This is a genomic window from Leclercia pneumoniae (assembly GCF_017348915.1).
Lineage (GTDB): Bacteria > Pseudomonadota > Gammaproteobacteria > Enterobacterales > Enterobacteriaceae > Enterobacter > Enterobacter pneumoniae.
In genome coordinates, this window is record NZ_CP071383.1 from 1,069,821 (window position 1) to 1,083,261 (window position 13,441).

Sequence of the window (13,441 nt, forward strand, 5' to 3'; positions counted from 1 at the left end):
CTATTGACCGTATAATTCCACGCGTTTCACCACTGCGTAGTACCCGCATTCAGTGCGCCCTTAGCTCAGTTGGATAGAGCAACGGCCTTCTAAGCCGTAGGTCGTAGGTTCGAATCCTACAGGGCGTGCCATTTCACATCAGAGACTCACCGCACTCCTCCCGCTTCACAAATGTCATCCTGAGACAGAGTTGGGACATCAGCCGTCAAAATCAAAAAGCAACGTCTGAAATAAACGCCTTCATACGGTTAATATGCGTTTAATCAATCTGAAACATAAGGTTAGGGTAAAACAGCACCGCCAGAACTGGTAGGAATAATCCTAATGAGTTGCGGTTGAAAGTTCATTCTGAATAATGGACGCAAACTTGTTATGGAAAACGCTTATGAGAATCTGGCTTGGTATCCTTTCATTTCTGGCTGTAATCAGTTCAAGTGCTTCGGCTGCGTCTCTCCAGCGGGAATACAACACATGGTATTCGGATGGGGTGGTGCTTTACGGCATGACGCAAACCTCGAATGAGCTTCCGGTTATGGTGAGCATCTCACAGCAGGGCCATCCGGGCGCCAACATGGTTGTTTCCTATATCGCTGAAGGTGGGTGTGATACGCCTGAAAAGCCTTTCGAGGTGAGTGGACAAGAAGTTCCCGCAACTTACAAATGTGTGAATATCGGACACAATCAAAAAATTGAGCACTTTGCAGTGACTGATGCGGAGCGGGTAAATGGGATGGTTCAAAACCTGAAATCAGACTTTACGCTCGTCTTACAGAATGACATTAAAGTGTGGGCAGCGAATATTAAGACGCCGAAGTTTGGCGTTGCCCCCAACTTCTTATAGCTCTGCAGAGTCGCCGCCTGGTATGTTTTCGTTACTTTCGCTTCTTTAACTCGCGTCGTTAAAGCGATGAACAGGCGCCCCTTTTACAAAATGCCCGTTGCACGGTACGGGCTGATTGAGACCATTAACCTCTGCTCGACCGAACGCAACTGCCGCTTACCATTAAAGAACCAGAGCCTGCATCCCGCACTGTCATAAATAATGCGTTCCAGCTCATGGAATTTGTACGCTTTCTCACCCATGCTGTTTAAACTTTGCGCACTGTCGCAAGGTCAGGTAGATCCTGTATTAATCAAAAGGAATCAGGTTATGAGAAAGACGACTGCTATTTTGTTAGGAACCGCTTTTTTCTTTACCACCAACGCCTTTGCTGCAGAACTTATGACGAAAGAGGATTTCTCTAAGGTCGAGTCTCAATACGAGAAAATCGGTACGGTTAATACCTCGGGTGAAACGGCGGTTTCGGATGCAAAAGAAGAGCTGATCAAAAAAGCCGATGAGAAAGGTGCTGATGTGCTGGTGCTGACCTCCGGCAATACCGATAAAAAAATCCACGGCACCGCCGACATCTACAAGAAAAAATAACCCTTCCACCGCCCCGGGCGACCGGGGTGGTGTTCAATCACTTCCCCTCTTTATGTCCCCCTTCGGCTTTTATGTCGGGAGATGTCCATATTTACACTTGATTACGAAAGGATAATAAGTATAGTTCTCATTCTCTTTAGTGTTTGCGGGTGGCAGGGATCTTTCCGCAGCAGGAGTGAGCGCAGATCTCACAAGGAACACTGAGTGTTACGGTGGAGTCTGCAGGGGCGTAAGCCCAACATCACAACCATAAACGCATTTTCATGCGACGCAGACATCCGCCTCAAATTCGATTTGTACGGTAAAGGATGTTCCTGATGACCCAAAAACTTTCCGCCCTGGCGCTATTCGTTGCCCTCTCCCTGACGGGCTGCGCCACACAGCAATCCGCCGTCACCAAACCGGTAGCACAAACTCCCGACGCTGCGACAGCGCCCGCCCAGACCGGCGTGGTTAAACGCGAGCTGGCAGACGGGCTGTATGAAATGGTGCTCAGCCCGAAAGGCGATGCGCTCTACGTAGCCAGCGCTGAAGGCTTTAAAGACGTGCAGGGCGGGGTGGTGTACAAGCTCGAGCCCACCACGCTGAAAACCCTCGGCCGCAGCCATACCGACCTGAAAAACTTTGCACTGGCGATCTCTGACGATGGCAAAACGGTCTATACCACCAATTCGCTGGATGGCGGCATCAGCGCTATCGACACGGCCGACGGCAAAGTGAAACAGCGCCTGCTCTTTAGCGAACGCAATAAAGAGGGGTATCCGTACGGTGCGCGTCAGGTCTTGCTGCATGAAGGCACTCTCTATATCGGCGGTGTCGCCGATCCGGCAGTGGTCTGGGTTGTGGATGCAAAAACGCTGAAGCTGAAAAAGACCATCAAGAACGCCGGTCAGTGGGTGACAGGCCTGCTGTGGTCTGAGCAAACCGACCGTATCTATGTGGCTAACGGCGGCGGTGAGATCCTGGTGCTTAACCCGCACACCAACCGTATCGAAAAACGCTGGAAACCGCTGGGCGATAAACCGGCGTTGCTGCTGAACTTCGCTGAAGACAAGGCCACAGGCCGTCTCTTTGTCACCGACAACTCGAAAGCGAAAACCACGCTGGTGCTGGATATCCACAGCGGCAAAGTGATTAAGCAGCTGGATGTCGGCGATTCGCTGGCGGTGAAATTTAACGCCAAACGTAATGAGCTCTACATCTCCCAGCGTGAGGCAGGAAAAGTGCTAAGCCTGGATGCGACCACCTATGCGGTGAAGCAGAGCTGGGATCTGCCGCCGAACCCGAACAGCCTGCTGCTCTCTGAAGATGGCCAGACCCTGTACGTTACCGTCAAACAGCCGTTCAACAAAGATCACTCCACCAGCGGGCCGGATAGCGTCGTCAGAATCTCTCTTAAATAAAAATAGTCAGGCCCGGCAACGGGCCTTTTTGCGCGTATTTGAACGAGTTAACCATGAACAACACCAGAAAATTAAATAAAACGTTGCTGGCGCTGGCTATTGGCGCCGTCACCCACTCCGCCTGGGCCGCCGTTGACCCCAAAGAAGAGACCATTGTGGTGCAAGCCGCGCCAACCGGTGAGTTCAAGCCCGGCGGCGATCTGCTGGTGCCGGCCTTCCTGGATGGGCAGGTCGCCAACGGCGGACGCCTGGGGATGCTCGGCCAGCAAAACGCCATGGACGTGCCTTTCAACATCATCAGCTACACCTCCAAGCTGGTGGAAGATCAGCAGGCGCGCACCATCGGCGATGTAGTTTCTAACGACGCGGGCGTGCAGCCGCTGCAGGGCTATGGCAACTACGCGGAAAGCTTCCGCATTCGTGGCCTGAAGTTTGATGGCGATGACATGACCTTCGGTGGCCTCTCTGGCGTGCTGCCGCGCCAGGTGGTAGACGCGCAGATGGTCGATCGTATCGAGATCTTCAAAGGTTCTAACGCCCTGATGAACGGCGCGGCCAGTTCGGGCGTGGGTGGGATGATCAACCTTGAACCCAAACACGCCGGTGACATTCCGCAGGTGAAGCTGGGGATGGATTACACCTCCGATGCGCAGATCGGTACCACCGCGGACGCAGGTCGTCGATTCGGCGACAGCGATCAGTTCGGCGCCCGCGTTAATCTGGTGCATCGCGAAGGAGATACTGCGATTGACAACGATCGTCGTCGTACCACCCTGGCGTCTGTTGGTCTCGATTACAAAGGCGATAAGTTCCGCACCTCCGTTGACATGGGCTACCAGAAGAAAACCTTCCACGGCGGTGAAACCGGTCTGAACATTATGTATGTCGACTTTGTTCCTTCGTTACCGAAAAACGATCGCAGCTATTCGCAGAAATGGGCCTGGAGCGATGTCGAAAACGAATTCGGCATGTGGCGCAGCGAGTACGACATTAACGACAGCTGGACGGCTTACACCGAACTTGGCGCGCAGCATGCGCATGAGCTGGGTCTGTACAGCGCCCCGAGGTTGCAGGACGAGAGCGGCAACGCCACCGCCAGCCACCTGGATACCAACCGCATCAGCGACACGATGAGCGGCATGGCGGGCATTCGCGGTAACTTCGATACCGGATTTGTTTCGCACAAAGTGAACCTGGGTTATTCCGCCCAGACCAAAGAGGAAAAAACTGCCTGGAAGACGTCAAAACTTGCCGATAATCCGCTGGTCAATATCTATCACCCTTATCCGGTCAACCCGCCGGTCAGCACTAACTCTGATGGTAAAGGGGGCAATTACAGCGATCCGATCACCAGTGGACGCACCCGTACTCAGGGCTGGCTGCTGAGCGACACGCTGGGCGTGCTGGATGACAAACTGCTTTTCACCCTTGGCGCGCGTCATCAGAAAGTGGTGGTTCGTGGCTATGACAAGCAGACCGGGCAAGAAAATCTGGCTGATAACTTCGATGGCAGCCGGTGGATCCCGGTTTACGGCATCGTCTACAAGCCGCTGCAAGAGCTTTCGCTCTACGCAAACCATACCGAGTCGCTGCAGCCGGGTAAAGCTGCGCCAAACACGGCGGTCAACTATGGTCAGAGCACCGGTATTGTTCACTCGAAGCAGAATGAAGTGGGCGTCAAAGCCGATTTTGGTCGCGTTGGTGGCTCGCTGTCGTTGTTTGAGATCACCATGCCCGTCTCGACCCTTAACAGCGCAACGAAGGTCTATAGCCTGAATGCCGAACAGCGTAACCGCGGCGTCGAGCTGAGCGTTTTTGGCGAGCCGATGCTGGGTCTGCGTCTGAATGGCGGGGCGACCTGGCTGCAGGCAGAGCTGACGAAAACCAGTACCGGCCTGTATGAGGGCAATGATGCCATCGGCGTGCCGAACTTCTACGCCGTGCTGGGCGCAGAGTATGACATCAAGCCGGTCGAGGGGCTTACCGCGATCGCGCGCGTTAACCACTCCGGCTCACAGTATGCTAACCAGGCGAACACCAAAAAGCTGGATAGCTACACCACGCTGGACCTTGGCGTGCGTTACCGCGTAGCGCTGAACAACAATCAGAATCAGATGACGGTACGTGCCGGCGTGGAAAACGTTACCGACGAAAACTACTGGGCAGGTGCGGACGACAGCGGCACCTATATCTACCAGGGGGAGCCGCGCACCTTTAAAGTCTCTGTTGGCTACGAGTTCTAAGTTTTACTTTCGTTATCCGGGGCAGGGATGCCCCATCCTTGCGCCTGTTATAAAACTGTCATGCGGAGTTTTTATAGTGTTCCCACCGTGCTATTTTCGAGCCAATGACAGGAAGCCATCGTGGGTAAACCTCTTAAGTCCGTATTTAAAAAAGAACATCGCGACGATGTCAGTAATCCCTCTACCAACCCGGCCTTTTCCAGCGTAGCGGAGATATTTCTCTCCCGCCGACGTCTTCTGCAGTTGGGTGCCGTTGCCGGAGCCGCAGCCGCGTTTCCCCTGCTGATTAAACCTGAGCAAGCCTTTGCCGCAGTTGCTACGCCCTCACCGCTGGCGAAGGCGGTCTCACTCGGCTTTACCAGCATCGCCGTGTCCACAGAGGATAGCGTCAGGGTCCCCGAAGGGTATCTTGCGCGGCCATTCTACCGCTGGGGCGACGCTACCGGCATTCAGGGGAATATGCCCGCCTTTAAACTGGATGCCAGCAACACGGCAGAGGAGCAGGCGGTACAGGCCGGTATGCACCACGACGGCATGGCGTGGTTCAGTCTGCCGCAGAATCAAGACAACCCCACTCACGGCCTGCTGGCAATGAACCACGAGTATATCGATAACGGCATGTTGTTCCCCGACGGCGCGGCGAACTGGAATCTTGAGAAAGCGCGCAAAGGGCAGAACGCTATGGGCGTGTCGGTCATCGAAGTGAAAAAAGGGGACAGCGGCTGGGAGGTCGTTCGCCCCTCCGGCTACGCCCGTCGCATCACGGTTAATACACCGATGCAGCTTACCGGCCCGGCGCGCCACCAGCCGTTGATGAAAACGGCAGCCGATCCGCAGGGTGAGCAGGTGCTGGGCACCATGCAAAACTGCGCCAACGGCCATACGCCATGGGGCACCTATCTCACCTGTGAAGAGAACTGGTCAGATATTTTTGTCAAAAAAGGCGAGCATAACGCGCTGGAAAAGCGCTACGGCATTAGCGATAGCGATGAGTCCTACCGCTGGAATGAAGTCGATGACCGTTTTAACGTTGATAAAACCCCGAATGAACCTAACCGCTTTGGCTGGGTGGTCGAGATCGATCCCTATAATCCCACCTCGACACCGCGTAAACACACCGCGCTGGGCCGCTTTAAGCACGAGGGGGCCGCGGTAACGCTGGCGGCCGACGGACGGGCGGTCGTCTATATGGGTGACGATCAGAAATTCGAATATATCTATAAATTTATCTCAGAGAACAAATACGACCCGGCGAACCGCGATGCCAACATGCGTCTGCTGGAAACGGGCACGCTCTACGTGGCCCGCTTTAACGACGATGGCAGCGGCGAATGGCTCCCGCTGATCTACGGGCAGAACGGTCTGGATGCGCACAAGGGCTTTGAAAGCCAGGGCGATCTGTTAATCAAAACCCGACTGGCCGCCGATGCGGTAGGGGCGACGAAAATGGATCGTCCTGAGTGGATCGCGGTGGATCCACACAGCAGCGGTAGCGTCTATTGCACGCTGACCAATAACAGCGATCGCGGGAAAGAGGGCAAGGCGGCACCGGATGCGGCGAATCCGCGGGCGAATAACCAGTACGGCCATATTATGCACTGGCTGGAAGCCGGGAACGATCCTGCCGCCCAGGGTTTTGCCTGGGATATCCTGGTGCTGGCGGGGCGCGCCCAGAGCGACGATCCGCGCGCGAAAGGGACGATGAAAGGGGCCGAGTTCGGCAGCCCCGACGGCCTCTCCTTCGATCATCAGGGAGTGCTCTGGATCCAGACCGATGTCTCCTCCAGTACCATCAATAAGAAAGCGTACGAAGGGATGGGCAACAACCAGATGGTGGCGACCATTCCTGGCACCAATGATTATCGACGTTTCCTGACGGGACCGCGTGGCTGTGAGATCACCGGTATCGCCTTTACGCCAGATAACCGCACGCTGTTTATCAATATTCAGCATCCGGGGGAGGGCGGGGATGATATTACCGATCCGGCTAACCCGCGCGCCGTCTCTAACTGGCCCGATGCCAATCCGAACGGACGCCCGCGCGCCTCGACGGTGGTGATCACCAAAGCGGACGGCGGCATTATCGGATCTTAACCTCCGCATGCCGGGCGGCGTCCGCTGCCCGGCGATTCACTTGCTCCCATCTGCCTGAAGTGTTAAAAGGTGCCCCTTCTATTAGAAAGAGACAGGGGTAGGACGTGAAAGACGCGTCATCCGCTTCAGCCACTGGTGCTGCTGAAGCCTCGTCGGAACAGGCTCCGACGCTGCATCGTGGTTTGCAAAATCGCCATATTCAACTTATTGCCCTTGGGGGCGCTATCGGTACCGGCCTTTTTCTCGGTATCGGACCTGCAATTCAAATGGCCGGGCCAGCCGTACTGCTGGGCTACGCTATCGCCGGGATTATCGCCTTTCTGATCATGCGCCAACTCGGCGAGATGGTGGTGGAAGAGCCGGTATCCGGTTCCTTTGCCCACTTTGCTTATAAATACTGGGGCCCGTTCGCCGGCTTCCTCTCCGGCTGGAACTACTGGGTGATGTTTGTGCTGGTGGGCATGGCTGAGCTCACTGCGGCAGGCATCTATATGCAGTACTGGCTGCCGGACGTGCCGACCTGGATCTGGGCCGCGGGCTTCTTCATCATCATCAATGCCGTCAATCTGGTGAACGTGCGCCTGTATGGCGAAACCGAGTTCTGGTTTGCGCTGATCAAGGTGTTGGCGATCGTCGGCATGATCGGCTTTGGCATCTGGCTGCTGTTCTCTGGTCACGGCGGGGAACGGGCATCGATCGACAACCTGTGGCAGCACGGGGGCTTCCTGGCGACCGGCTGGAAAGGGCTGATTCTGTCGCTGGCGGTCATTATGTTCTCCTTTGGCGGGCTGGAGCTGATTGGTATCACCGCCGCTGAAGCGCAGGATCCGCACAAGAGCATCCCTAAAGCCGTAAACCAGGTGGTCTACCGTATTCTGCTGTTTTATATCGGTTCGCTGGTGGTGCTGTTGGCACTCTATCCGTGGGTAGAGGTGAAATCGGACAGCAGCCCGTTCGTGATGATTTTCCACGATCTGAACAGCAACGTTGTGGCCTCTGCGCTGAACTTTATTATCCTGGTCGCCTCGCTGTCGGTCTATAACAGCGGCGTTTACTCCAATAGCCGGATGTTGTTTGGTCTCTCCGTGCAGGGCAATGCGCCGAAATTCCTGACCCGGGTCAGCCGTCGTGGCGTGCCGGTGAACTCGCTGATCCTCTCCGGGGCGATTACGTCATTGGTGGTGCTGGTTAACTACCTGTTGCCGCATGATGCCTTTGGCCTGCTGATGGCACTGGTGGTCGCTACGCTGCTGCTGAACTGGGTGATGATCTGCCTGGCACACCTGCGTTTTCGCGCGGCAATGCGCCGGAAAGGGCGTGAAACGCAGTTTAAGGCCCTGCTTTACCCGGCGGGTAACTACCTCTGTATCGCTTTCCTGGCGATGATCCTGGTGCTGATGTGCACCATGGATGGCATGCGTACTTCAGCCATTTTGTTACCGGTGTGGGTGGTGTTTTTGTTTGTGGCGTTTAAGCTGTCGCGTAAAAAGTAACGGCAAGGTTTAAGGGCAGTGGCAACCTAGAGTGTCATGCCGGGCACGGTGGAATCGTTCCGTTCACCTCATGTTCAGCAGAATATGGCATTACACCACCCGTGAACGTGACAAGGGGGACCGCCGGGTCCCCCTTATCAATCCCCGCGGCCCCGCGACGAAATCGGTGCTTCGCCTGCGCTAGCGCATAAGAATCTTTATCGTGACCCCTCTCCCAATTCTGTTTCGATCCCCATGATCTTTCTTTTGTAATCGATTACTTTTCAATTGATGTAATTTGTAATCGATTACTTTTGAGGGTGGGGCAGATCATGGTGTCAACAACTGAAAGTCGTGGAAAGGCGATAGTCCAGCACCGCATGCTGGTGCCGCGCCTGTCGCTGATGATGTTCTTACAATTTTTTATCTGGGGGAGCTGGTCAGTTACGCTCGGCCTGGTAATGACCCAGCACAATATGTCACTGCTCATCGGTGACGCATTCTCGGCGGGGCCTATTGCGTCAATCTTGTCGCCGTTTGTGCTCGGCATGTTAGTTGACCGCTTCTTCGCCTCGCAAAAAGTGATGGCGGTGATGCACCTCGCCGGGGCGGTGATCCTGGTGTTCGTCCCTGGGGCACTGGTGGCGGAAAACGGCGCGCTGTTAATTGGCCTGCTGTTTGGTTACACGCTCTGCTATATGCCTACGCTTGCCTTAACCAACAACATTGCATTCCATAGCCTGGCGAACGTCGATAAAACCTTCCCGGTGGTACGCGTGTTCGGCACCATCGGCTGGATTGTGGCGGGGATCTTTATCGGGGTGACGGGCGTCGCCTCCAGCGTCACCATCTTCCAGGTGGCGGCGGTAAGCTCCGTGCTGCTGGCGCTCTATAGCCTGACGCTGCCGCATACGCCTGCGCCCGCCAAAGGGCTGCCGGTCAAGGTGCGCGACCTCTTCTGCGCCGATGCGTTTGCGCTTCTGAAAACGCGTCACTTCTTTATTTTCTCCCTGTGCGCAATGCTGATCTCTGTACCCCTTGGTACCTACTACGCCTACACCGCGTCGTACCTGGCCGACGCCGGTATTGCCGACGTCAGTACCGCCATGTCCTTCGGACAGATGTCCGAAATCTTCTTCATGCTGGTGATCCCGCTGCTGTTCCGGCGTCTTGGGGTGAAGTACATGCTGCTGATCGGCATGCTGGCCTGGTTTGTCCGCTATGCCATGTTTGCGCTGGGGGTCAGTGAAGAGGGGCGGATCCTGCTCTATCTCGGCATTCTTCTGCACGGTGTCTGTTACGACTTCTTCTTCGTGGTGGGCTTTATCTACACCGACCGCGTGGCGGGTGAAAAGGTAAAAGGGCAGGCGCAGAGCATGATCGTGATGTTCACTTACGGTATTGGCATGCTGCTCGGCTCGCAGATCTCTGGCGCGCTTTATAACCGCCTGGTGGCGGGTCAACCCGTGCCAGCGGCGTGGGTCACATTCTGGTGGATCCCGGCGGTAGCCGCTGCCGCGATCGCACTGATTTTCCTTGTCTCATTCAAATATGAAGATGACAAGGCGTAATAACGGGAGGGGGTATGAGGACAATTAAAGGACCGGGTATTTTTCTGTCGCAGTTCATCGGGGGGCACCCCCCCTTTAACACCCTGGACGGGCTGGCAGGCTGGGCGGCGGAGAAGGGCTACAAAGCACTGCAAATCCCCTGTAATCATCCGGCGATATTTGATGTGGCGCAGGCGGCAGCCAGCCAGACCTACTGCGATGAAATCCGCGGAAAGCTGGCCGAGTTTGGGCTGGAGGTCAGCGAGCTGTCCACGCATCTGGAAGGGCAATTGATTGCCGTTAATCCCGTCTACGATGACGCCTTTGATCACTTTGCACCACAGGCCGTGCGGGGGAATGCCGGAGCGCGTCAGGCGTGGGCGACCCAAACGCTAAAACAGGCGGCGGTGGCCTCGGCCAGACTCGGGCTCACCGCCCACGCCACCTTTTCCGGCTCGCTGGCCTGGCCGTGGATGTACCCCTGGCCGCCCCACAACGAAGCGCGCTTCCGCGGTGCCTTCAGCGAACTGGCGCGCCGCTGGCGCCCCATTCTGGATGCGTTTGATGAGCAGGGGGTCAATGTCTGCTACGAGATCCACCCAGGGGAAGATCTGCACGATGGGGTGACCTTTGAACGCTTCCTGGCGCTGGTGGATAACCACCCGCGCTGCAACATGCTCTACGATCCCAGCCACCTGTTGTTGCAGCAGATGGACTATCTGGCCTTTATCGATCACTACCATACCCGCATCAAGGCGTTCCACGTGAAGGATGCGGAGTACCGCCCGAACGGACGCAGCGGCGTCTATGGCGGGTATCAAAGCTGGATCAACCGCGCCGGGCGCTTCCGCTCGCCGGGAGATGGGCAGGTGGATTTCAAGGGCATCTTCAGCAAGCTGACCCAGTACGATTATGACGGCTGGGCGGTGCTGGAGTGGGAGTGCTGCCTGAAGGATGGCGACACCGGCGCCCGGGAAGGCCGCGAGTTTATCTCCCGGCATATCATCCCCGTTTCGGCGCGCGCCTTTGATGATTTCGCGGCAGGAGAGAGTGATGATTAACGTGGGCATTATCGGCAGCGGCTTTATCGGCCCGGCACACATTGAAGCGCTGCGCCGCCTCGGCTGCGTGCAGGTGGTGGCGCTTTGCGACGGGTCGTTTGCGCAGGCCCAGGAGAAAGCACAGGCGCTGAATATTCCCCACGCCTACGCCAGCGTGGAGGCGCTCCTGGCACATCCGGATCTGCACGTGGTGCATAACTGCACGCCGAACCATCTGCATGCGGAGATTAACCGCCAGATCCTGCGCGCGGGTAAACACGTCTTCTCAGAAAAGCCGCTGTGCATGACCCCGGAAGAGGCTCGGGAGCTGGTGACGTTGGCGGAGCAGGCCGGGGTGATCCACGGGGTGAGCTTTGTCTATCGCCAGTTTGCGATGGTACGCCAGGCGGCCAGCATGGTGCGCGACGGCACTGTCGGGCGGCTTTTTGCCGCCCACGGTAGCTATCTGCAGGACTGGATGCTGCTGGAAACCGACTACAACTGGCGGGTGGATGCCGCACTCGGCGGCGCGTCGCGCGCGGTGGCGGATATCGGCTCTCACTGGTGCGATACGGTGCAGTTTATCACTGGCCGCCGCATTACCGAGGTGATGGCCGATCTCGCCATCGTCTGGCCAACCCGTAAGGCGAACATTGCCGGCAATCAGACCTTCAGCCACGCAGCCGAGGCGGAGTATGAAGATAAACCCGTTACCACGGAGGATTTCGGTTCGGTACTGTTGCGCTTTGACGACGGCAGTAAAGGCTCTTTCAGCGTCTCGCAGGTGAGCGCAGGGCGCAAAAACCGCCTCAGCGTTGAAATCAATGGCAGCGAGTGCGCGCTGGCCTGGGACCAGGAGGTACCGCAACGGCTATGGATTGGTCGTCGCGCCGAGGCCAACCAGCTGCTGACCGACGACCCTGGCCTTATGCACCCGGACGCCGCCGACAGCGCCCACTTCCCCGGCGGGCACATTGAAGGCTGGCCGGATGCCTTTAAAAACATGATGGCGCAGTTCTATCGCGCCGTTCAGGCCGGGGCAATGCCTGCGCAGCCGCTGTTTGCCACCTTCCACGACGGCGCCAATGTGATGCACATCATTGATGCCATTGTGCAGAGCCATCAGCAGCAGCGCTGGGTGAAAGTCGCCGTGTAACACGCACCCCGGTACGCCGGGCCGCGAATTTATGGTAGCCTGCCGGGAATCTCAACTGCAGGATCACTCGTTGTTATGTCCATTCAGAAAATCGCCCGGCTGGCGGGCGTGTCGGTCGCGACGGTCTCGCGCGTGCTTAATAACAGCGATACCGTCAAAGCCAAAAACCGCGACCGCGTCTTGCAGGCGATAAAAGAGGCCAATTACCAGCCCAACCTGCTGGCGCGCCAGCTGCGTACTGCGCGCAGCTACATGATTTTGGTCATGGTCTCGAACATCGCAAACCCTTTCTGTGCCGAGGTGGTTAAGGGCATCGAAGAGGAGGCGGAAAAGAACGGTTTTCGCATTCTGCTCTGTAACTCCGGCTCGGATATTGAACGTTCACGCTCGGGCCTGAGCCTGCTGTCGGGCAAGATGGTCGACGGGGTCATTACGATGGATGCGTTCTCACGCCTGAACGAACTGGCGGCGCTGATTGGCGAGGCACCCTGGGTGCAATGCGCCGAATATGCCGATGCCGGGGCGGTCTCCTGCGTCGGTATTAACGATGTGGATGCGTCACAGCACGTGGTCAGCCGTCTGGCTGACGCCGGCCGGCAGCGCATAGCCCTGATTAACCACGATCTCAGCTACAAATATGCCCGCCTGCGCGAGCGCGGTTATAAGAGCGTGCTGCATCTGCGGGATCTGGAGTATCAGGCAGTGGAGTATGCCAGCGAGCTGAGTTCGGCGGCCGGCATGGCGGCGATGGAAGCGCTGCTGGCAGCGCCCACCCGCCCGGATGCGGTCTTTGCTGTTTCCGATACCCTTGCCGCCGGGGCGCTGCGCGCCATTGAGCAGGCGGGGTTACGGGTACCTGACGATATCGCCGTGGCCGGCTTCGACGGCACCGAGCTCGCCGGGCTGGTCTCACCGCCGCTCAGCACCATCGAACAACCCTCGCGGGATATCGGGCGCAAGGCGGTGGAACTGCTGCTGAACAAGATCGACAACCCCGATGCGCCCACGGAGCGGGTGATGATGGACTGGCACTATATTGAGCGTGCCAGTACCTGAT

Annotated in this window: 10 protein-coding genes and 1 tRNA gene; all 11 read left to right on the forward strand. The window is 57.0% G+C overall.

Annotation, left to right across the window (positions count from 1 at the left end; all coding sequences use genetic code 11):
- Positions 1-54 precede the first annotated feature (54 nt).
- The 11 genes from JZ655_RS04980 (at position 55) to JZ655_RS05030 (ending at position 13,440) form a co-directional block, all read left to right on the forward strand.
- Positions 55-131 (forward strand) — tRNA-Arg (locus JZ655_RS04980).
- Between the two features lie 254 nt (positions 132-385).
- A complete protein-coding gene (locus tag JZ655_RS04985) occupies positions 386-841 on the forward strand; it encodes a hypothetical protein (RefSeq protein ID WP_207293142.1) in 456 nt (151 codons plus the stop codon).
- Between the two features lie 309 nt (positions 842-1,150).
- Positions 1,151-1,426, forward strand: coding sequence for a DUF1471 family periplasmic protein YahO (gene yahO / locus JZ655_RS04990; protein ID WP_040076727.1), 276 nt, complete (start codon positions 1,151-1,153; stop codon positions 1,424-1,426).
- A 317-nt stretch (positions 1,427-1,743) separates the two neighbouring features.
- Positions 1,744-2,829: a YncE family protein gene (locus tag JZ655_RS04995; protein WP_207293143.1), complete on the forward strand. Its 1,086-nt coding sequence runs from the start codon at positions 1,744-1,746 to the stop codon at positions 2,827-2,829.
- Between the two features lie 53 nt (positions 2,830-2,882).
- On the forward strand, positions 2,883-5,072 hold the full coding sequence (locus JZ655_RS05000) for a TonB-dependent receptor (RefSeq protein ID WP_207293144.1): 2,190 nt from the start codon (positions 2,883-2,885) through the stop codon (positions 5,070-5,072).
- 120 nt (positions 5,073-5,192) lie between these two features.
- Positions 5,193-7,166: a PhoX family protein gene (locus JZ655_RS05005; RefSeq protein WP_207293145.1), complete on the forward strand. Its 1,974-nt coding sequence runs from the start codon at positions 5,193-5,195 to the stop codon at positions 7,164-7,166.
- 104 nt (positions 7,167-7,270) lie between these two features.
- Positions 7,271-8,659 (forward strand): phenylalanine transporter, encoded by a 1,389-nt coding sequence (gene pheP, locus JZ655_RS05010; RefSeq protein ID WP_040076723.1) that lies wholly within the window; start codon positions 7,271-7,273, stop codon positions 8,657-8,659.
- Between the two features lie 311 nt (positions 8,660-8,970).
- Positions 8,971-10,209 (forward strand): MFS transporter, encoded by a 1,239-nt coding sequence (locus JZ655_RS05015; protein WP_207293146.1) that lies wholly within the window; start codon positions 8,971-8,973, stop codon positions 10,207-10,209.
- A gap of 14 nt (positions 10,210-10,223) precedes the next feature.
- Positions 10,224-11,249, forward strand: coding sequence for a sugar phosphate isomerase/epimerase family protein (locus JZ655_RS05020; RefSeq protein WP_207293147.1), 1,026 nt, complete (start codon positions 10,224-10,226; stop codon positions 11,247-11,249).
- On the forward strand, positions 11,242-12,384 hold the full coding sequence (locus JZ655_RS05025) for a Gfo/Idh/MocA family protein (RefSeq protein WP_207293148.1): 1,143 nt from the start codon (positions 11,242-11,244) through the stop codon (positions 12,382-12,384). The genes JZ655_RS05020 and JZ655_RS05025 overlap by 8 nt, the downstream gene beginning before the upstream one ends.
- A 75-nt stretch (positions 12,385-12,459) precedes the next feature.
- Positions 12,460-13,440 (forward strand): LacI family DNA-binding transcriptional regulator, encoded by a 981-nt coding sequence (locus JZ655_RS05030; RefSeq protein WP_207293149.1) that lies wholly within the window; start codon positions 12,460-12,462, stop codon positions 13,438-13,440.
- Position 13,441: the final 1 nt, after the last annotated feature.

What these genes read in the sequence shown, in the direction of transcription:
- JZ655_RS04985 (WP_207293142.1), top strand. Translation starts at nt 386, where the DNA reads ATGAGAATCTGGCTTGGTATCCTTTCATTTCTGGCTGTAATCAGTTCA.
- yahO (WP_040076727.1), top strand. Translation starts at nt 1,151, where the DNA reads ATGAGAAAGACGACTGCTATTTTGTTAGGAACCGCTTTTTTCTTTACC.
- JZ655_RS04995 (WP_207293143.1), top strand. Translation starts at nt 1,744, where the DNA reads ATGACCCAAAAACTTTCCGCCCTGGCGCTATTCGTTGCCCTCTCCCTG.
- JZ655_RS05000 (WP_207293144.1), top strand. Translation starts at nt 2,883, where the DNA reads ATGAACAACACCAGAAAATTAAATAAAACGTTGCTGGCGCTGGCTATT.
- JZ655_RS05015 (WP_207293146.1), top strand. Translation starts at nt 8,971, where the DNA reads ATGGTGTCAACAACTGAAAGTCGTGGAAAGGCGATAGTCCAGCACCGC.
- JZ655_RS05020 (WP_207293147.1), top strand. Translation starts at nt 10,224, where the DNA reads ATGAGGACAATTAAAGGACCGGGTATTTTTCTGTCGCAGTTCATCGGG.
- JZ655_RS05025 (WP_207293148.1), top strand. Translation starts at nt 11,242, where the DNA reads ATGATTAACGTGGGCATTATCGGCAGCGGCTTTATCGGCCCGGCACAC.
- JZ655_RS05030 (WP_207293149.1), top strand. Translation starts at nt 12,460, where the DNA reads ATGTCCATTCAGAAAATCGCCCGGCTGGCGGGCGTGTCGGTCGCGACG.